The organism is Arthrobacter sp. 05N33_2 (genome assembly GCF_056397425.1).
In genome coordinates, this window is record NZ_JBFTNJ010000030.1 from 17500 (window position 1) to 37432 (window position 19933).

Consider the following 19933-nt stretch of genomic DNA (forward strand, 5'->3'; position numbering starts at 1 on the left):
GGATCAGCTCCTGCCGGAAGCCTGACGGGCGGCCTCGCGCGCGACCGTTCCGGCGGTCTGGATGCTGGACTCATGCCCGGCCATGCCGGCCTGGCGGCCCCGCGCGTAGGCGCCCGGCAACGCCGCGAGCAGGGCATCGACGTCGGCGTCGGTTGAGGAATGCCCGAGCGTAAATCGCTGCGCCCCCCTCGCCGTGTCCTCGTCCAGGCCCATCGCCAGCAGCACATGGGAGGGCCTCGGAACACCGGCGGTGCAGGCGGAGCCAGTGGAGGATTCGACGCCGGCGAGGTCCAGCAGGAACAGCAGCGAGTCCCCTTCGCAGCCGGGGAACGTGAAATGCGCATTGCCCGGCAACCGCCCGGGGCCCGGGGCGCCCCGCAGGACGGCTTCGGGGACGGCCGCACGGACCCCCTCAATCAGCCGGTCCCGAAGGGCCGCGATCCTGGCGGCTTCCTCGGGGAGTTTCGCGGCAACGGCCTCGGCGGCCGCGGCAAACGCGGCGATCGAGGCGGTGTCCAGCGTCCCGGAGCGGACGTCGCGTTCCTGCCCGCCGCCGTGCTGCACCGGGGTCAGCTTCACCGCCCGGCCCAGGATCAGCGCGCCCACGCCGACCGGTCCGCCGATCTTGTGCCCGGAGACGGACATGGCGTCCAGGCCCGTCCCGCGGAAGTCAACGGGCAGGGAGCCGAAGGCCTGGACGGCGTCGGAGTGGACGGGTACGCCGGCGGCGTGTGCCAGTTCCACAACCCGGGCGACGGGCTGGATGGTGCCGACCTCGTTGTTGGCCCACATGACGCTCACCAGTGCGATCGAGCCCGGATCCCGGGACAGCTCGGCTTCGAGCACGGCCAGGTCCACGACGCCCGCCTCATCCACGGGGAGCCAGCACACGTCAGCGCCTTCATGCCGTTCGAGCCATTCGACGGTGTCCAGCACCGCGTGGTGTTCGACGGCGGAACAGAGGATGCGGGTCCGCGCCGGGTCCTCGGCACGGCGGGCCCAGTACAGGCCCTTGACCGCCAGGTTGTCCGCCTCGGTCCCGCCGGAGGTGAAGATGACCTCCGAGGGATGGGCGCCGGCGGCCGCCGCGAGTACTTCCCGCGCGTCCTCCACGGAGCGCCGGGCACGGCGGCCCGATCCATGCAGCGAGGACGGGTTGCCGGTCCGGGCCAGTTCGCGCGTCAGCGCGGCCAGCGCTTCCGGGGCGAGGGTGGTGGTGGCGGCGTGATCGAGGTAGACAGGCACAGCCCAATTCTACCTGCGTGCGCCCGGGCTGCCGCGGTGCCAGGGCGAAGGCACAGTCTCAGGGCAGAGGCACAGTGTCAGGGCGAAGGCACCGGCCGGAGGCACAGTGAAGGGCACAGTGAAGCACCCGGGGCTGGTGTACATTCAAGCGGTGAAAGCGCCACTCTGCCTTGTGCTGGCCACCTTGTTCTGGTCCGGCAATTTCGTCGTCGGACAGACCGCCAGAGCCTCAATGACACCGCTGGACCTGACCTTCTGGCGCTGGAGCCTGGCCGCCGTGCCGCTGCTGATCCTGGCCCACCTCATTGAACGGCCCGACTGGGGCGCGGTGCTGCGCCGCTGGCCCGTGCTTCTGCTGCTGAGTGTCCTGGGCATGAGCGGCTACACACTGCTGCTCTACGGCGCGCTCGGATTCACGTCCGCGATGAACGCCTCGCTGGTGACGGCCGCAAACCCGGCCCTCATTGTGGTCATGGCGATCGTCCTGCTCGGTGAGAAGACCACACGGCTGGGCTGGCTCGGCATCTGCCTTGGCCTGCTGGGTGGGCTGCTGGTCCTGACCCAGGGCGAGCTGGCCCGCGTGGTCGGCCTCGCCATCAACACCGGTGAGCTCATGATGATTGGCGCGATCATCGTCTGGGGCTTCTACACCATCGTTGCCCGCCGGCTGGATGTGCCGCCCATCGCGGCCACAGCGGTGCAGGTGGTGATCGCAACCGTGACGCTGGCGCCGTTTGCTCTCGCCATGAACGTGCGGTTTCCCGATACCGCGGCCGAAGGCTGGTCGATGGCGTATATCGCCCTGTTCCCGTCCCTTGGTTCCTATCTCCTCTGGAACCTGGCACTGAAAACCACCCCGTCCGGGACCGCCGGAAACTACCTCAACCTGATGGTGGTCTTCACCGCGATCATCACCGTGCTGTTCGGGACCCCGCTCACCCTCGTGCAGATCGTAGGCGGCCTCCTGGTGATCGCCGGCGTGCTGCTGACCGGAATCAAGGGCCAGGCCCGCAACGCCGGCCACCCCAGCGGCAGGGCCCAAGCCGGGCCGCCCGCCGCCGCTTCAGGCAGGCAGGCTCACGCAGGCAGTCCGGTCACGATGGAAGAATACGGGCACAGCACTGCCCGGGCCGCGCGCCGCCCTGCTCCCTGAGATCTTCGATGGCGAGCGCTTCGATCCGGCCCGGTTCGATCCCCAGGGCCATTGAGGCCCCGCCGAGAAAGGCTCCGTTCATGGCACACACCACGTCTGCGTGCCCGGCGGCGAGGCGATGGAACGGGCAGTTCAGCAGCACCAGTCCCCCGCCGCCGTCGTCCGCCGGGCAATAGCCCTGCCCCGCCAGGAAGTCCTCGAACGGGCCGGCGCCATCGGGGCTGCCGGCGGAGTCCGCAGGCCCCGCCCCGGTGGCCCCCGCCGGCTCGCGGCCGGCTGCGCGGGCTGCCGACTCACCCGCCGACTGCCCCCGGGTGCGGGCAGCCCGAAGCAGGGCTTCCCGCGGCGAACCGCCGCCGCTGGTTGCGTCCTCGATCGCGGACACCAGCAGCTCGGCGGCGAGATCATAGTGGCGATCGGGCACCGAGGCCGCGACCTCATCCACGGCGGCCCGGTACAGCTTGGCGGGCCGGCCGGACCCCGGGCCCTCCCGCCCTCCGAGCTTGCGGAACTCCACGGCCAGCAGCCCGTCTTTCACGAGCCGGTCCAGATGGAACGAGGCAGTGCTCCGCGCCAGGCCCACGGCCTGCGCGGCATCGTCCCGGCCAACGGCATCTGCCGCTGAGGCGACGAAGTCAAACAGCCTCCTGCGGCTCTCGTCTCCCAGCGACGCGACCGCCGCCAGCCTGTGGTTCCACGGAAGCTTGGTCATGACACCAGAATATCTCTAAAAACAAGAATCATTGCTTAATCACTGCTAGGCCCTCTAAAATCGAGATATCCATTTTTAGAAGGAGCAATGCCATGAAAGTTTCCCCAGCCCTCGCCACTCCCGCACAGCAGCTCACGGCGGACCGTCAGGCCTTCCTGCTGCTGCGGACCGTCTTTACGGTTGCGCCGATCCTGTTCGGCCTGGACAAGTTTACGAACCTCTTGACCGACTGGACGATGTACCTGGCCCCCGTGGTGACCCAGGTGGTCCCGCTGCCGGCCCAGACGATCATGTACATCGTTGGCGTGGTGGAAATCGTCGCCGGCGTGGCGGTGGCGGTGCGCCCGCGCTTCGGATCGGTGCTCGTGGCCGCCTGGCTGCTGGGCATCATCATCAACCTGATCGTCCTCGGCGGCTTCTACGATGTCGCTCTGCGTGACTTCGGGCTGCTCGTGGGTGCCCTGGCGCTGAACAGGCTGTCCCCGCGCAAGGCCGTGCCGGCCGCGACGCCAGGCAGCTAGGCCAGACGGCGGGTCCCGGCAACTGGTCCCGGCAGCTGGGCGAAGACGCCGGGCCACGCCACTACGCCAGGACGCAAACGGCCCGCGGAACGACCTCAATGGTCATCGGGAGCGCCCCGATCCGCTCGCCGTCGGCGTAGGCCACGATATTGCCGGCAGACAGTTCCACGGTGCGGACCCGGCGAAGCTGCACGGCGGGGTGGCCCACGTGCTTGCCGGCAAAGACCTTGGGAAACACGGCCAGCAGCCGGGTCCGGGACAGCCGGTTGACAATGAAGAGGTCCAGGTAGCCGTCATCAAGGGCGGCTCCCGGGACGATCCTCATCCCGCCGCCGATCGACTGGCCGTTGGCGACGGAAATCAGCATGGCGCCCTGCTGCCACTTCTCGCCGTCGGCAGTCACCGTGTAATCGATGGCCCGGAACGACGCCAGTTCCCGCAGCATGGCGAGCTGGTAGCGGATCTTGCCGCGCGGCCAGCGCCAGTCATTGGCCCGCTCATTGACTGCGGCATCGAACCCGGCCGAGACCACGCCCGCAAACAAGCGGGAGGATCCTCCGGCGGTGATCCTGCCGGCGTCAATCATCCGGCCGCCGCCGGCCAAAGACTCCAGGGCCCGTTCACAGGCCGCCGGGAGGTCGTGCAGCGGCAGGCCCAGCGAACGGGCCGTGTCGTTGCCCGTCCCGGCGGGAATGATGCCCAGTGGAACCCGCCGGCGGGCACCGGCACCTGCTCCGGCACCTGCACCTGCTATCGCGTTAAGCCCGAGGTGGACCATGCCGTCGCCGCCCACCACCACGAGGGCATCCACGCCCGACTCCAGCGCATCCTCAACTGCCTGCGCGAGCCCGGCATAACTGTCCGCGCACAGCAGCAGGACCTCCGCCCCGGCTGCACGGAAGTACGCCGCCGCGTCCTGGCCGGCGTGCCGCGCCCGGCCAAAGGATGCGCGCGGGTTGACGGCGACGGCGATCARCATGCGCTGAATTATGCCAGCCGCCGGGAACCATCCCTGTGCACGCAGTCGTTATTCCTCCAGCCGGTTAAACTGGGCACGCCGGACGCCCACGAACGGTCCGGCATTCCCACCGCCGGCACCATCAACGAAAAGGATCTCTGTTTGACGCAGGGCAGCAGCTCRCATTACCAGGTCCTCGGGATCCCCGTGACGGCGACGGAGAAGGACATCAAAGTCGCGTACCGCAAGGCCGCCCGGACCGCCCACCCGGACCATGGCGGCGACCCTGCAGCGTTTCGGCGCGTCACGCTCGCGTACGAGACCCTCATCGACACCAAGCGCCGCGCGGACTACGACCGCTCCTACGGCAGCGCATCCGGCGGCGCGTATTCGTCTCCCGCCGGCGATGAGGGCGCCCACTTCGACGCGCCCGCCGCGGGCAGCCGGGCCTCCGCCAACGTGCGCCGGCCGAACACGCCGCGGAATACGGCCGCAGATCCACCCGTCTACGTYCCCCCGTTCGAGCAGTTTGACGGCGGGTCGGCAGTGCCGCTGATTCCCGCCAGCGTGGCCCGGCAGCAGGTCCACGGCATGCCCCGCAAGCGCGGCATCTTCGGCGCCGAAGCCCGGATCCAACGCGAGATGCGCACCGTGCAGCTCATCAGCAGGCAGATCCTGACCACCATCCCGGCGGCGCGCCTTGTCAACGGGCTGCAGTCCCCGGCGGACAACAGCCACATCGACCACGCGGTCCTTGCCGGGTACCGTCTCGCGATTGTCGGATCCATGCTGCTGCCGCCGGGTGCCTACGCATGGAACGGCAGCACGTTGACCCACGGCGGACGCTCCGTCGCCCCGCCCCAGCTGGGCCACATCGTGCGCCGGATGCAGGACATATTTCCCGAACTCAATGTCACCGGCTGGATTGTCGTCCACAGCACGGACGGCAATCTGCATCAACCGGTCATCGACCGGCACCGCCGCGCCCCCGGCGGCCAGGGAAGCGGGTACGGGGAAGGCTCGGGACTTGTCGAGGTGGTCAACGCCGCGGGCCTGGCCCGCGGCCTGAAGTTGTTCCTCGGCTCGGGACCGGCGCCCAACACCGTCAACGTTCCCGTGCTGGCCCGCCTGCTGCGCGGAATGCACTAGATTCCGCCCGGGCGCTCCCCTGCGCCCCGGCGGAGGGAAGGCCCGAGGCGCGTTCGACGCCGGCGGCTCGCTAGGATGGGACGGTGTTCCGCATCCTCTTCCACACCCCAGAAATCCCCGGCAATACGGGAAACGCCATCAGGCTGGCTGCCATTACGGGGGCCGAACTGCATCTGGTGGAGCCCCTGGGCTTTGACTTCTCCGACGCCAAACTCCGGCGGGCGGGCCTTGATTACCACGACCTCGCCGTCGTGACCGTCCACCCGGACATCGACGCGGCGTGGGCCGCTCTCGAGCCGGAACGGGTATTTGCCTTCACCTCCGACGGCGAGACCACGTACACAGACATCCGCTACCGTGCCGGCGACGTCCTCCTGTTTGGTCCTGAATCCGTAGGCCTGCCCGAGGAAGTCAAACACAGTCCCCGGGTGACGTCCCGGGTGCGCCTGCCGATGCTCCCAGCCCTCCGGTCACTGAACCTGGCCAATGCGGCATCCATCGCCGTCTACGAGGCGTGGCGCCAGAACGGGTTCGCAGGGGCCAAGTTGTAGCGGTCCGCCGCGAAGGCCCGCCAGGACGTGCGGCGGCCCCCTGGGCGGCCCGCGGGAAAGAATTCCCGCGCAGCACGCCCATCCAGATGCCGGGGCGCACCGAATCACTTCTGAAGGCGGACACCAATCCGCCCACTCACATTGTGTCTACCGGGCCTAGTGCGGAGAAACGGAAGGGAGCGAGGAGCGGCAGGTGAGAACAGTACATCTGGACAGATCCTCTGCCCGCGTGGCAGGGGACGGCCCCTCGACGCATGCCGCACCGATTGGCCCGCGTTGGGCTGCAAGCGCCCTATGCTTGGGAGTGATGGAAACTCCGAATGCCCCGAACCCCGAGGCCGCCGCACCGGCGGACACCTCAGCCGACATCAACGGCCGGCTCAGCAGCCTGCTGGCACTGATTGCCCAGGGCGACCAGACGGCGTTCGCGGAATTTTACAGCCTCACCTCCAGGCGCGTCTTCGGCATGGCACGCCGGGTCCTGATCGATACCGAACTCAGTGAGGACACCACCCAGGAAGTCTTCCTGCAGGTCTGGCAGAACGCCGCCAAATTCAATCCCGCCGCCGGCAGTCCGCTCGCCTGGCTCATGACTATCTCGCACCGACGCGCCGTTGACAAGGTCCGGTCCTCGCAGTCCGCCACCGACCGCGAAGCCAGATACGGTGCCAGCAGCCAGGAGATCGACCACGATTCCGTCTCGGACGAAGTCGGCAGCCGGCTCGAGGCCGAGGCCGTGGTCCGGTGCATGGAGACGCTGACCGATACGCAGCAGGAGTCCGTCCGGCTGGCGTACTACGGCGGCCTCACCTACCGGGAAGTGGCCGAGCGGCTGAATGCCGCGGTACCTACCATCAAGTCCCGCATCCGCGATGGACTCATCCGACTGAAGACCTGCTTGGGGGTGAGCTGAATTGACCGATATGAACGCACATGAGAACAACAACCGCCTCCCCGGCGGCTTCACCGCCGAGATCGCCACCGACCTGTCGTCCGGCCGCGTGGTGGACCTTGCCGAGGTCTATGCCCTCAACGCCGTGGACGACGCCGAACGCGCCGCAATCGAGCAGTTCCTCGCCTCCGCACCGGCAGCAGACAGGGCTGCCTTCAACGAGCGGGTCCGGCAGGCCCGGGAGACCCTGGCCACCAGCTTCACCGCAGAGGAAGAGCCTCCGCCCGGGCTGCTGGACCGGATCATGTCATCCTTGCCTGCGCAGACAGCAGAGCAGGCCGCAGCGCAGTCCCCCGCCGCAGTGCCGCTTCCCGGCACGGGTCCGCAAGCGACGCCGGTGCTGCCGCATCCGGTACGTGACGGCTCCGCGCTGCCCGCCACCGACGAACTCGGTGCGGCCCGCCAGCGCAGGGAAGAGCGCCGCCGCCCGCAGGGCATGCGGAACTGGCTTATCGGCGTCGCCGCAGCAGCCGTGATCGCCCTGGGCGGTGTGGGCGTCGGAGCCTACGTGGCCAACCAGAACGATCCCCTAAATCAGGTGATGCAGGCCAGCGACGTCCGCCAGGCTACTGTCGACGTCAACGGCGGCGGCACCGCCACCGTGTCGATTTCCCCGTCCAAGGATGCCGCCGTCGTCAAAATGAACGGCGTCCCGGCCCCGCCCGTGGGCAAGGTCTACCAGATGTGGCTGATCCCCAAGGACGGCTCGGCCCCGGTCTCGCAGGGCCTCATGGACGCTGAAGCCCTGTCCAAGCCCGCGGTGGTCAAGGGCATCGGTTCCGCGGCCGCGCTGGGCATCACCGTGGAGCCCGAAGGCGGATCCGCGTCGCCTACCCTGCCGACCGTCGCCGCCGCACCGCTGGACGCCTAGCCACCCGCAGGAGACAGCAAGCCACCCGCACACACAAAGCCGCCCGGGCCTTGGCTCCTTCCGTAGAAGGACTCAAGGCCCGGGCGGCTTTGTGCTGTGGCCGGCGGACGTCCCGGCAAGCCGGCTTCCCGCCCGGCTAAATGACCAGCGAGAGCAGCATGACCAGGCCGAAGCTCACCACGGAGATCAGGGTTTCCATGACGGACCAGGTCTTGAAGGTCTGGCCCACAGTGAGTCCGAACAGCTCCTTGACGAGCCAGAACCCGGCGTCATTCACGTGCGAGAAGAACAGCGAGCCCGCGCCGATCGCGAGGGCCAGGAGGGCGGCGTGCGTCGGCGACAGCGAGCTGGCCAGCGGTGCCACGATGCCGGCGGCCGTCACGGTGGCGACGGTGGCTGAGCCTGTCGCCAGGCGCAGGGCAACGGCCACGATGAAGCCGAGCACCAGCACGGACATGTTGGTCCCCTCGGCCCAGGCCTTCACCGAGTCACCCACGCCGGCGCCAATCAGCGTCTGCTTGAAGCCGCCGCCTGCGCCGACAATCAGGATGATCCCCGCGATCGGGCCCAGGCTGGCAGCGATCTTGCTCGTAATCTTGGCGCCGTTGAGGCCCACGGCGTAGCCGAAGGTCACCATGGCCAGCAGGACGGCCAGGGTCATCGCCACCAGCGGCTGCCCGACGAAGTCGAAGAACATCCGGATCGCGGGGGCCGTCTTGGGGTCCGGCCAGATGATGTCCACAACGGCCCTGAGCAGCATGAGGACCACCGGGAAGATGATGGTCAACAGCGTGACGGTGAAGTTCGGCGGGCGCTTGACGCCCTCCATGTCCGCGCCGTGCACGGTATCGACGCCGCCGGCCACGGCGGGGGCACCCACCGGGACCCACCGGGCCGCCAGGCGGGAGAAGAGCGGGCCGCAGATAATCACCGTGGGGACGGCGATGAGGATGCCGAGGGCCAGGGTGGTGCCCAGTTCAGCCTTGACGGCGCTGATCGCGATCAGCGGTCCCGGGTGCGGCGGCACCAGCCCGTGCAGCACGGACAGGCCGGCCAGCGCCGGGATGGCGATGCGCATCAGGGGCATCTTGGAGCGCTGCGTGACCAGGACGATCACCGGCAGCAGCAGGACGAGCCCGATCTCGAAGAACATCGGCAGGCCGATGATCACGGCTACGAGCGTGATGGACCAGACCAGCTTGTTTCCGGTGGCCTTTGCCAGGAGGGTGTCGACCACCCGGTTCGCGCCGCCGGAGTCCGCTAGCAGCTTGCCCAGCATCGCGCCGAGGGCGACCAACAGACCGACTTCCTTCAGGACGCCGCCCACGCCGTCCTCGAAGTTGATGATCACCTTGGCCGGTTCCACACCGGCAGCGAGGCCGACGAATCCTGACCCCAGAATCAGGGCCAGGAAGGGATGGAACTTGAATTTGGCGATCAGGACCACGAGCAGGGCGATGCCCAGACCCGCGATGATCAGTAGTTGGGTATTGACGCCGGTCCCGGCCTCAACGGCAGCCGGAAGCTGCATTGCTATCAGTGATTTCACAAAAAATTCCTTGGTCGCGGCGAAACGCGGGAAGGCTCAGGGCCTGGCGTCGGCGGCGTCGAGATTAAGTCGGGTGATGATTTCCTGCGCTTCTTCCGCCGGCGTTGCGGAGACGGACAGGGAGATGAAGTTTTCGTCTGCCGTGGGGGCTTCGAGCGCGTCGAACTGGGACTCCAGCAGGGCCGGGGGCATGAAGTGCCCGTGGCGGGAGGCCAGCCGGTCGGAGATCTTGTCCCGTGATCCCTCGAGGAACACGAAAACCACCCCTTCGCCGCGCAGAACGTCCCGGTAGCGCTTCTTCAGCGCCGAACAGGTCACGACGCCGGGATTCCCGGCGCCGGTGTGGGCCCGGATCCAGTCCGCAATGCTTTCGAGCCAAGGCCACCGGTCCTCGTCGGTCAGCGGCTGTCCTGCGTGCATCTTTGCCACGTTTGATTCGGGGTGCAGGTCGTCGCCCTCGGCCAGGTCCCAGCCCAGCCTGCCGGCCAGAAGTCCCGCGACAGTTGATTTGCCGGATCCGGAGACGCCCATGATCACAAGAACGGGGTGTTGCGCAGTCTTCGCCATCAAAGTCTGCCTTCCATCAATAAATATGATTTAAACAGAGGCCAGCATATGGCAGAGGTTGTGCTGCAGCAACACTAGAAACCGGCGATGGTCCCCTGGCCGTTGACTGTTACGACATGGAAGGCCTCGGCGCTGCGCCCGGCGGGAAGTCCGGCCCGGGCCCCGGTGCCGAGCATGAGGGCGCGGACCGTGCGCTCCATGGCGTCGACGTCGGGGTGCTGGCTGACGTGGATGTGGATGGCGGCCAGCTTGCTCTCCACATGCCCGGTGACGTCCACGAAGTGGTTTTCGCGCTCTTCCGGCCCGGCGAAGAGCCACAGCCAGGGCAATTTGTAGGCCTCCAGCCCGGACTCGGCCAGTTCCGGGTATGCGAACGGGTTTTCCAGCGCGGGGTACACGGCGCGGGTCACCGCCTCCCCCACGGCGAGATGATCCGGATGGCTCTTCTGGATCCGGTTCCAGTTGCGTTCCGGATGCATGGAGAGCACGACGTCGGGCCGGAGCTGCCGGATCAGGCGCACCACCTCGCGCATCACCTCATGCGAGGGTTCGAGGTAGCCGTCACGCTGGTGCAGGTAATGGATGTCCGTGACGCCGACCAGGGCGGCGGCGCGCTGCTGCTCCGCAACGCGCAGCCGCACAATTTCCTCGCGCTGCTCCGGATCAAAGCCGCCGGCGTCGCCGTCGGTCATGATGCAGTAGCTGACCTGGACTCCGGCGGCGGTCCAGGCTGCAACCGTGCCGGCTGCGCCGAAATCGATGTCGTCCGGGTGGGCCGTGAAACAAAGCACCCGCTCAATCCGGGTGGTCTCCGGGTCGAACGGGCTTTGTGCCGGGACGGCGGTGGTGCTCATGCGGTCAGCCTCTGCGCTTCTTGATTTCGGCGGTGGCCTGCGGCAGGACCTGGAAGAGGTCGCCCACAATGCCGAAGTCCGCGATCTCGAAAACCGGCGATTCGGCGTCCTTGTTCACGGCCACGATCACCTTCGCGGTCTGCATGCCTGCCTTCTGCTGGATGGCTCCGGAAATGCCCGCGGAGATGTAGAGCTGCGGTGCGACGGTCTTGCCGGTCTGGCCGATCTGCGCGTCGTGGCCGATCCAGCCGGCGTCCGTGGCAGCCCGCGAGGCTCCGATGGCTGCGCCGAGGGCGTCGGCGAGTTCCTCCAGCGGACCAAAGTTGCCGTCCACGCCACGGCCGCCGGCCACGACGATCCGTGCCTCGGACAGATCGGGGCGTCCGCTGGCAGGCTTGTCGGTGCGCGCCGTAACCCGCGCGGCAGCCGCAGTCACGTCAGGAACCTGGACAGTGATGCTCTCCGGCGCCGTGCCGGTGACCGCAGGCTCGGGCGTGATGCTGTTGGGCTTCACGGTCAGCACGGAAACGGGTGTCACCGCCTTCGCGGCGCTGGTGTAGGACCCGGCCAGGACCGACTTGTGCGCCGTTCCGTCGGGATCCACGGCTACGACGTCGGTGATGACGCCGGCGCCGAGCCTGATGCCGAGCCGGGCGGCGATTTCCTTGCCCTCGGCCGAGTTCTCGGCCAGGACCACGCCCGCACCGGCGGCGGCGGCGGCCGCGGCCAGGAATGCCGCCTTGGGTCCGACGAGGTAGTCGTCGAGGTCCGTGGCGGACGGGCGGTACAGTGCCTGGGCGCCGTACGCGGCCAGGGTCGAGGCGGCGTCGTCGTGCAGTTCGCCGTTGACGGCGGCGACGGTCTCGCCCAGGGACCGGGCGATGGTGAGCAGTTCCAGGCTCGACTTCTTCAGCGCCGCACCGGGGTTGTCGATGAAAACGAGTACTTTTGCCATGTTCGGATAATCCCCTTTAGAGCAGCTTCTGGGCGGCCAGGAACTCGACCAGCTGGATGCCGGCGTCGCCTTCGTCGGTAATGATGGTGCCGGCCGTCCGCGGCGGGCGGGCCTCTGCGGTCTCGACGGCGGTCCAGGAACCGGTCTGGCCCACCTGGGCCGCGTCCACGCCGATGTCGGCAAGGCTCAAGGTGGTGATGGTTTTCTTCTTTGCCGCCATGATGCCCTTGAAGTTCGGGTACCGCGGATCATTGATCTGGTCGGTGACGGAAACGACGGCCGGCAGTGTGGCCTCGATGGTGTCCGCGTGGGTGTCGCCGTCGCGGCGGGCGGTGAGCTTGCCGGCGTCGAGCTCGAGGGACGCGGCGAAGGTTACCTGTGGGAGGCCCAGGCGCTCAGCGAGCTGTGCCGGGACCAGCGAGGTCTCGCCGTCCGTGGAGGCCATTCCGGTGAGGATGAGGTCCGCGGGGACGTCCGCGCCCAGGTGGCGGATCGCGGCGGCCAGCGCCAGCGACGTGGCTGCGGCATCCGAACCGGCCAGGGCCTCATCGCTGAGGTGCACGCCTTCCGTGGCGCCGATCTGGAGGGACTTCTTCACCGCATTTACTGCCCCGGCCGGGCCCATGCTCAGCGCAATGACCTTGTTGCCGGCCGCTTCTCCGCCGCGGGCCTCGGTCAGCTGCAGCGCAGCTTCCAGTGCGTATTCATCCAGTTCGGACAGGATGCTTTCGGAGCGGTCCACCGTGTTGGCCTCACCTGTGAGGTGGCGGTCGAACTGCGCATCCGGGACGTGCTTGACCAGCACAATGATTTTCAGAGTTTCTTCCACTGTGTCTACAGCAGCCTTCCATGCGGGTGGACAGCCGCCCCTGACGGGGTCATGGCCACGGAATGCCCGGCAGCCGGGCTGTTCCTAGCTAACCATATAGCCGCCGGGCAGCGCGGCCAGGGTTAAGGTCTGTGTCAGTGAACTGGCCCGGGACGGCAAAGGCCGGGCCGCACCTTTTCGGTGCCGCCCGGCCTGTTTGCTGCTGCCTTGATTTACAGCTGCGCTGTTTGCTTTCGCCCAGCTCTACTGCTCGGCTGCGGCGCCGAGCGTCACGTCGACGTCCTTGAGCTGGCCGCCGCGCAGCACCGTCACCTTGACCGTGGCCCCGGCGGCCTGTTCCCGCACCGCCGCGGTCAGCTGGTTGGGATCGCTGATGGTCAGGTTCTGGAACTTCGTCACGACGTCGCCGACCTTGATGCCGGCCTTGTCTGCGGCTGAGCCGGACTCGACGGTCGCGACCTCCGCGCCCACCGAGAACCCGGAGGAGGACGAGCCTGCGGCCTTGGGCTTCACGCTGACCCCGAACTGCCCGTGGGTGGCTTTGCCGGCGCTGATGATCTCCTGGGCCACGCGCTTGGCGTTGTTGATGGGGATGCTGAAGCCCACGCCGATGTTGCCGCTGCTGCTTCCGCTGGCCGCGTCGCCGCCGGCGGAGGCGATCGCGACGTTGACGCCAATGATTTCGCCCTTGGTGTTCACCAGCGCGCCGCCGGAGTTACCCGGGTTGATGGCCGCGTCCGTCTGGATGACGTTGATCGAGATGGATCCCTGATCCGCGGTGCTCGGAGTCTCGCCGCCGCCGGGGGGCGCGAACTGGAAGCCCTGGTCACCGCCCTGGGAGTTGTCCGCACCGCCCTTCGGCGCAGCCGAGGATGCCACGCTGATGGTCCGGTTCAGGGTTGAGACGATACCGTCCGTGACTGTGCCGGTAAGTCCCAGCGGCGATCCAATGGCGACGGCGGTGTCACCGACGTTCAGCTTGCCCGAGTCACCGAGAGTTGCCGGGACCAGTCCCGAGGGGTTGTCGATCTTGATCACGGCGAGGTCGGAAAGCGGGTCGGTACCGACGATCTTCGCGGAGTAGACCTTGCCGTCGCTCGTCCGGACCTCCATGGTGGCGTTCGCGGCCTTGCCGTCGAGCGTCACCACGTGGGTGTTGGTCAGCACATGGCCCTGGGTGTCGAGGATGATCCCGCTGCCGGTGCCGCCGTCGCTGCCGCTGGTCGCTTTGATGGTCACCACACTGGGGGAAGCCTTGAGCGCGGCGGCGCTGATGGCGTTGACGTCTTCCCTGTTGTTGACGATCACCGGACCGGCCTGGCTCGTGTTGCTCGCGGCGGACGGGGAAAGGCGATCGCCCAGCAGGGCGTTGCTGCCGGCCACCACGCYGCCGCCGATCAGGCCGGCGGCCACGATGCTGGCCACGAGGGTGGGGACGCCGAATGCCGCCTTGCGTTTGGGGGCGTGCGCCGGGTCGTTCGCAAAGCCGGGGCCGGAAGGGTAGGACGGACCCGGCTGCGGCTGGCCGCCGTAAGGGTTGGCGCCGTAGTGGGCCTGGCCGTACTGGGTTTGCGGCGACTGCCCGTACGGGGTTTGCTGGGACTGGCCGTAGGGCGGGTGGCCGGGCTGGGCGGGCTGGCCCTGGCCGGACTGGGAGAACCCGCCGTACGGGCCGGTTTGCTGGGCCGGGGCGCCGATCTGCTGGGTATCCGCGGCGGAGGGCTGGTGCTGCTGGTACACCGGACGCGGCGCGCCGTCCTCGGCGCGGTCCAGCCGGAGGGTCGGGTTCTCGGGCGCCGGGCTTCCGGCTACTGAGTTTTCGGACGTCGTGCTTTCGGATGCCGGACTTCCCGGTGCCGCCTCAGGCGCGCGGCCGGCATGCGGCTGCTCCGGCGAGCCCTCCCGCACTCCCGCCGGTTCCTGGTTCTGTTGTGTCGGCTCCGGTGACACACCCGGCACTGGGTTCTCAGTCATGAGACTTCCTTTCGTCCTCGTCTGCCTATAACTATGAACGCTCAGGCTGACACTAGAGCGGACATTTGCTGGGAGGTTCCTGAACGGACAGTTTGCGGCCTGCGGGCCCGTGTTTCCCAGTTTAAGCCCGTTTCGCTGGTGGCATATTCCCCTAGGTGGACTGCCTTTTGGGTGCACCATAGAATCAAATGGAAATGCCACAGCGACCTGCGGCTTTACATCTGCGTGGGGGCGCTGCTGCTTTCTGTGACGGCTGGTTCGACCGAACCGGTCCCAGAAGTGCTGAAGGGTTGCACATGCGGTCTAAGTTGAATCGTTTCCTCGCCGTCCTTGGCGTCGCTGGATTGCTGGCGCTCCCCGCCGCTCCGGCCCTCGCCGAAGATCCGGTGGCCATTCCGTCCGGGCAGAACATCGTGGACAGCGCGAACGTGCTCGGCAGCCGCAAGGCCGAAGTCCAGGACGCCATCCAGAAGCTCCTCAAGGACCACAAGTACAACCTCTACGTCATCACGGCAAAGACGTTCGAGAATCCGGCCGAACCCAAGGCGTGGGCCCAGGCCGTCGCGACCAACAAGGGCATGGGCAAGGCCGACGTCATCCTGACCATGTCCGACGACGGCAAGTACTACTTCTCCCCCAGCTCGGCCAGCGCCATCTATCCCAAGACGTCCACCATCGTCCAGAACGCCATCGTGCCGAACCTGGCCGGCGGAAAGCGCGACTTCGCCCAGGCAGCCATTGACACGGCCGCTGCGGTGGGCGACGCGGCGGGCGGCGGCAGCGGAACGGTGCCGTCCGGCGCCGGAGCGGGCAGCGCCGTCCTCGTGGGAGTCGGCGTCGTGGCTGTGGGCGGTGCGGGAACGTATCTGTACCTGCGCAGCCGCCGGAAGAAGGCCCTGCAAAGTTCGGGGGCGTCAGCCGGGGCCCAGGGCGGGCAGCCGGACCCGCTGGCGGGGCTCAGCGTGGCCGAGCTGCGCCGGAAGAGCGATTCGCTGCTGATCGAGGCCGATGACGCCATCAAGTCCAGCGAGCAGGAGCTGGGATTCGCCCAGGCCCAATACGGGGACGCCGCGGTGGGCAATTTCACCAAGGCTCTGCAGGAGGCCAAGGGCCACATGACGGAATCGTTCAAGCTGCAGCAGCAGCTTGACGACCACATCCCCGACACCGAGGAGCAGCAACGGAGCTGGCTCGTTGAAATCATCGGCCGCTCCGAAGCCGCGCTGGCATCGCTGCAGGAACAGAAAGCCGATTTCGATTCCCTCCGGGAGCTGGAAAAGAACGCCCCGCAGGCCCTCGCCGCCGTCGGCGCCGGCGCCGCGGACGCCCAGGCAAAGCTTGCCGCCGCCGAACAGTCACTGACCGATCTGCGGGCCAAGTACGCCGAGAGCGCCCTGGTCCAGGTCGCGGACAACATCAAACAGGCCAAGGAACGTCTCGACTTCGTGCAGAATGCCTCCACGGCGGCGCAGGAAAAGCTCGCCGCGGGTGAAAGCAGCCTCGCCGCGGTCGCCGTCCGCGCCGCCGAGGAGAGCCTGCACCAGACGAACGTGCTGATCGGCGCCATCACCAAGGTGGCCGGCAGCCTCGACGGGGCACGCAACAGCCTCGAAGCCGCCGTCGTCGATACCGCGCAGGACCTGGCCCAGGCGAAGGCGATGATCCAGTCCGGCGCCCATCCGGAACTTGCCGGCCCCGTGGCTGCGGCGGAAGCCGCGCTCGCCCAGGTCAAAACGGAAATCCAGGGCGGCAAGATTGATCCGATCGCGACGCTGGAACGGGTCGTCACGGCCCACCAGGCACTCGACCAGTCCCTGGCCGGAATCCGCGACCAGCAGGACCAGGCGCGCCGGGCCCAGGCCTCACTGCAGCAGAGCATCATGTCGGCCCAGGCCCAGATCAGCGCGACGTCGGACTACATCACCGCCCGCCGCGGCGGCGTAGGCACCGATGCGCGCACACGCCTGGCGGAAGCCCAGCGGAACCTGGACTACGCGCTCTCCATTTCCCGCACCGACCCCGTCACGGCCTTGCAGTACGCACAGCAGGCCTACGCGCTGGCGGCACAGGCCGCGCAGCTGGCCCAGTCCGACGTCGACCAATTCGGCGGCTACGCCAACCAGGGCCAAGGCTACGGTCGGGGCGGCATGTTCGGCGGCAGCGGCGGGGGCGGCCTCGGCGGCGCGATCCTCGGCGGAATCCTCATCAACTCGATCCTCCACGGCGGAGGCGGCGGAGGCTGGGGCGGCGGCGGAGGCGGCTGGGGCGGCGGAGGCGGCGATGACTCCGGCGGCGGCTGGGGCGGCGGCGACTTTGGCGGCGGCGGAGACTTCGGTGGCGGGGACTCCGGAAGTTTCTAGCCTGTTCGCCACCCCGCAGGGGACACAGTGGGAAAGCAGTAGCAGGAAACTCGACAGACCACGCGCCGGCCGCACGGGCCCGGACAGCGGATAGATGCGATACATCATCGATCACTGGAATCAGTGAGACAACGGAGCAGGACGAAAGGTAACACCATGGTTAAGCAGTCCATTTTCGGCCGCATGGCGCAGCTGGCGAAGGCAAACATCAATTCGCTGCTGGACCAGGCCGAAGATCCGCAGAAAATGCTGGACCAGATGGTCCGTGACTACACGAACAACATCGCGGAGGCGGAGTCCGCCGTGGCCCAGACCATCGGCAACCTGCGCATGCTCCAGGACGACTACAACGAGGACGTCCGCAACGCCCAGGACTGGGGCAGAAAGGCCCTCGCAGCCTCGCGCAAGGCCGACGAATACCGGGCGAAGGGCGACGTCGGCGATGCCGAGAAGTTCGACAACCTGGCCAAGGTGGCCCTGCAGCGCCAGATGGGTTCCGAGAACGAGGCCAAGGCCGCCGAGCCGAGCATCGCGTCCCAGACCGAGGTGGTGGACAAGCTCAAGCACGGCCTCGACCAGATGAAGGGCAAGCTCAACGAACTGACCAGCAAGCGCAATGAGCTGGTGGCCCGGTCCAAGACCGTGCAGGCCCAGAGCCAGGTCCACGACGCCCTCAAGAGCATCAACATCATGGACCCCACCTCCGAGGTGGGCCGCTTCGAACAGAAGATCCGCCGCGAGGAAGCCAAGGTCCGCGGCCAGCAGGAGCTCGCCGAGTCGAGCCTGGACGCCCAGTTCAATTCGCTGGAAGATCTTGGCGAGCAGACCGAGATCGAAGCCCGGCTGGCAGCGCTGAAGTCCGGCGGCGCCCCCGCTGCCATCGGCACCGGCGAAAAGAGCGCCGAGTCCGGTTCCACGGTCGAGGAGGCCGACTTCGACAAGCTCTGACCCGCCGGTCCGGCGCTTCCGCAGGACTGCTGCACGCTTCGGGCCCGGGGCCGGGCTCCGGCGGACGAACCTGACACCTCAGGATCGCCCGCCGGGGCCCGGCCCTCGTTGTGCCCTGCATGGCCCCATGTCTCACCGCACAGGCGCCCGCGGCGGCGGGTGCGCGTGTACCGTGGATCCATGTCTGCGACCCTTGTGTGGCTCCGTGATGACCTCCGGCTGGATGACAATCCGGCTCTGGCGGAGGCCGCTGCCCTGCACCAACCCCTGACCGTCGTCTATGTCCTGGACGAGGAGTCACCCGGCATCCGGCCGCTGGGTGGCGCGGTGAAGTGGTGGCTCCACCATTCCCTGGCCGGCCTGGCCGCCGCGCTGGAGGCCACTGGCTCGCGGCTGGTGCTCCGCCGCGGCCCCGCCGCCCGGGTCATCCAGGACCTCGCGGTGGAAACGTCGGCAGACGCCCTGCTGTGGAACCGCCGCTACGGCGGCCCTGAACGCGCCGTCGACGCCGGCCTGAAGAGCTGGGCCGGCGGGGAGGGCCTCAACGCCACGAGCTTCCAGGCGAACCTCATGTTCGAGCCGTGGACCGTGCGCACCGGCGGCGGGGGCCCCTACAAGGTCTTCACGCCGTTCTGGAAGGCCTGCCTGGCCGATGCCGAGCCCCGGCAGCCGCTGGCGGCTCCGGACCAGCTGCCGGGCCCTGCACGCACCCAGAGCGGCGGCCTGCCGGCGAGCGAACCGCTCGAAAGCTGGGGCCTGCTCCCCCGGAGCCCGGACTGGAGCCTGGGGCTGGCCGACACCTGGACGCCGGGAGAAGCCGGCGCCCTCAGCCGCCTCGAGGACTTCGTGGACGGCCCGGCCGCAGAGTACGGCACCGGCCGCGACGTCCCGGGCGTCGAGGGCACCAGCCGGCTCTCCCCGCATCTGCGCTTTGGCGAAATCAGCCCCTTCCGGATCTGGCACACGCTGCGCCACAGCTTTGCGGCGGGGGCGCCGGCCGACGTCGGGATCTWCCGTTCCGAACTTGGCTGGCGGGAATTCTGCTGGCAGCTGCTGTACGAGAATCCGGATCTGGCGACACAGAACTACCGGCCGGAGTTCGACCGCTTTCAGTGGCAGCCGGCGTCGGGCGACGAGCTCCAGGCCTGGCAGCAGGGCCGTACGGGCTACCCGATGGTGGACGCGGGCATGCGCCAGCTCTGGCAGACGGGCTGGATGCACAACCGCGTGCGGATGGCGGCCGCGTCCTTCCTGGTAAAGAACCTGCTGGCCGACTGGCGGCTGGGCGAGGCCTGGTTCTGGGACACGCTGGTGGACGCCGATGCCGCGAGCAATCCGGCCAACTGGCAGTGGGTGGCGGGCTCGGGTGCCGACGCGTCGCCGTACTTCCGGATCTTCAACCCGGTCACGCAGAGCAAGAAGTTCGACGCCGCCGGTCGTTACCTGCGCGGGTACATTCCCGAGCTCGCCGCGCTGGATGACAAAACCGTCCACGAGCCCTGGAAGGCCGACAGCGCCGCCCCCGGCTACCCTGCACCGATCGTGGACCTTGCCGAGTCCYGGGCGCGGGCGCTGGCAACCTATCAGCGGCTCAAGGACGGCTGAGAGCCGGCACGGGGGCGCCGCCGGCGTTGCCCGCCACCGCGGACTTAAAGCGAAAGGTCCGGAACACTGTTTCCAGTGTTCCGGACCCTTTCTCCAGTTGCGGGGACAGGATTTGAACCTGTGACCTCTGGGTTATGAGCCCAGCGAGCTACCGAACTGCTCCACCCCGCGTCGCTTGAT

At 68.2% G+C, this 19933-nt stretch carries 18 protein-coding genes and 1 tRNA gene; 9 read left to right on the forward strand and 10 right to left on the reverse strand.

Annotated elements, in window-relative coordinates:
• Window positions 1-3: 3 nt before the first annotated feature.
• Window positions 4-1245, reverse strand: a complete 1242-nt coding sequence (locus AC1DHX_RS13020) for a cysteine desulfurase family protein (protein WP_230009524.1) — start codon at window positions 1243-1245, stop codon at window positions 4-6.
• A gap of 151 nt (window positions 1246-1396) precedes the next feature.
• Here AC1DHX_RS13020 and AC1DHX_RS13025 point away from each other — a divergent pair, with 151 nt between their 5' ends.
• A complete protein-coding gene (locus AC1DHX_RS13025) occupies window positions 1397-2398 on the forward strand; it encodes a DMT family transporter (RefSeq protein WP_476858890.1) in 1002 nt (333 codons plus the stop codon).
• Here AC1DHX_RS13025 and AC1DHX_RS13030 read toward each other — a convergent pair.
• Window positions 2340-3110: a helix-turn-helix transcriptional regulator gene (locus AC1DHX_RS13030; protein WP_476858891.1), complete on the reverse strand. Its 771-nt coding sequence runs from the start codon at window positions 3108-3110 to the stop codon at window positions 2340-2342. The genes AC1DHX_RS13025 and AC1DHX_RS13030 overlap by 59 nt on opposite strands.
• A gap of 92 nt (window positions 3111-3202) precedes the next feature.
• Between AC1DHX_RS13030 and AC1DHX_RS13035 the strand changes: the two genes are divergently transcribed.
• Window positions 3203-3631, forward strand: a complete 429-nt coding sequence (locus AC1DHX_RS13035; RefSeq protein WP_476858892.1) for a hypothetical protein — start codon at window positions 3203-3205, stop codon at window positions 3629-3631.
• A gap of 61 nt (window positions 3632-3692) precedes the next feature.
• On the opposite strand, the gene AC1DHX_RS13040 is transcribed toward AC1DHX_RS13035, so the two are convergent.
• On the reverse strand, window positions 3693-4610 hold the full coding sequence (locus AC1DHX_RS13040; protein ID WP_476858893.1) for a diacylglycerol/lipid kinase family protein: 918 nt from the start codon (window positions 4608-4610) through the stop codon (window positions 3693-3695).
• Between the two features lie 141 nt (window positions 4611-4751).
• Between AC1DHX_RS13040 and AC1DHX_RS13045 the strand changes: the two genes are divergently transcribed.
• From AC1DHX_RS13045 to AC1DHX_RS13060, 4 genes are all read left to right on the forward strand, one after another.
• A complete protein-coding gene (locus AC1DHX_RS13045; protein ID WP_476848771.1) occupies window positions 4752-5738 on the forward strand; it encodes a J domain-containing protein in 987 nt (328 codons plus the stop codon).
• 83 nt (window positions 5739-5821) lie between these two features.
• Entirely contained in the window at window positions 5822-6289 is a 468-nt protein-coding gene (locus AC1DHX_RS13050; RefSeq protein ID WP_026538402.1) for a tRNA (cytidine(34)-2'-O)-methyltransferase, read from the forward strand.
• Between the two features lie 307 nt (window positions 6290-6596).
• Window positions 6597-7202, forward strand: coding sequence for an ECF RNA polymerase sigma factor SigK (gene sigK, locus AC1DHX_RS13055; protein WP_223913940.1), 606 nt, complete (start codon window positions 6597-6599; stop codon window positions 7200-7202).
• Between the two features lie 10 nt (window positions 7203-7212).
• Complete coding sequence (locus AC1DHX_RS13060) at window positions 7213-8112, forward strand: anti-sigma factor (protein ID WP_043436603.1); 900 nt, start codon at window positions 7213-7215, stop codon at window positions 8110-8112.
• Window positions 8113-8248: 136 nt separating this feature from the next.
• Here AC1DHX_RS13060 and AC1DHX_RS13065 read toward each other — a convergent pair whose 3' ends face one another.
• The 6 genes from AC1DHX_RS13065 to AC1DHX_RS13090 form a co-directional block, all read right to left on the reverse strand.
• The gene (locus tag AC1DHX_RS13065) at window positions 8249-9643 is read right to left on the reverse strand and encodes a GntT/GntP/DsdX family permease (RefSeq protein ID WP_223913985.1); all 1395 of its coding nucleotides are present in this window, start codon (window positions 9641-9643) and stop codon (window positions 8249-8251) included.
• Between the two features lie 54 nt (window positions 9644-9697).
• On the reverse strand, window positions 9698-10228 hold the full coding sequence (locus AC1DHX_RS13070; RefSeq protein WP_028277966.1) for a gluconokinase: 531 nt from the start codon (window positions 10226-10228) through the stop codon (window positions 9698-9700).
• 74 nt (window positions 10229-10302) lie between these two features.
• Complete coding sequence (locus AC1DHX_RS13075; protein WP_459385285.1) at window positions 10303-11082, reverse strand: PIG-L deacetylase family protein; 780 nt, start codon at window positions 11080-11082, stop codon at window positions 10303-10305.
• 4 nt (window positions 11083-11086) lie between these two features.
• Complete coding sequence (locus AC1DHX_RS13080; protein ID WP_223913937.1) at window positions 11087-12037, reverse strand: electron transfer flavoprotein subunit alpha/FixB family protein; 951 nt, start codon at window positions 12035-12037, stop codon at window positions 11087-11089.
• A gap of 16 nt (window positions 12038-12053) precedes the next feature.
• On the reverse strand, window positions 12054-12854 hold the full coding sequence (locus AC1DHX_RS13085) for an electron transfer flavoprotein subunit beta/FixA family protein (RefSeq protein WP_476856727.1): 801 nt from the start codon (window positions 12852-12854) through the stop codon (window positions 12054-12056).
• 255 nt (window positions 12855-13109) lie between these two features.
• Window positions 13110-14840, reverse strand: coding sequence for a S1C family serine protease (locus tag AC1DHX_RS13090; protein WP_476900108.1), 1731 nt, complete (start codon window positions 14838-14840; stop codon window positions 13110-13112).
• A 296-nt stretch (window positions 14841-15136) separates the two neighbouring features.
• Between AC1DHX_RS13090 and AC1DHX_RS13095 the strand changes: the two genes are divergently transcribed.
• The 3 genes from AC1DHX_RS13095 (at window position 15137) to AC1DHX_RS13105 (ending at window position 19753) form a co-directional block, all read left to right on the forward strand.
• Window positions 15137-17200 carry a TPM domain-containing protein gene (locus AC1DHX_RS13095; protein WP_476848766.1) on the forward strand — a complete coding sequence of 688 codons (2064 nt, stop codon included), beginning with the start codon at window positions 15137-15139 and terminating at the stop codon, window positions 17198-17200.
• A gap of 156 nt (window positions 17201-17356) precedes the next feature.
• Window positions 17357-18148: a PspA/IM30 family protein gene (locus tag AC1DHX_RS13100; protein WP_223913934.1), complete on the forward strand. Its 792-nt coding sequence runs from the start codon at window positions 17357-17359 to the stop codon at window positions 18146-18148.
• A gap of 180 nt (window positions 18149-18328) precedes the next feature.
• Entirely contained in the window at window positions 18329-19753 is a 1425-nt protein-coding gene (locus tag AC1DHX_RS13105; RefSeq protein ID WP_476900109.1) for a cryptochrome/photolyase family protein, read from the forward strand.
• Between the two features lie 97 nt (window positions 19754-19850).
• Here AC1DHX_RS13105 and AC1DHX_RS13110 read toward each other — a convergent pair.
• A tRNA-Met gene (locus AC1DHX_RS13110) sits at window positions 19851-19924 on the reverse strand.
• Window positions 19925-19933: the final 9 nt, after the last annotated feature.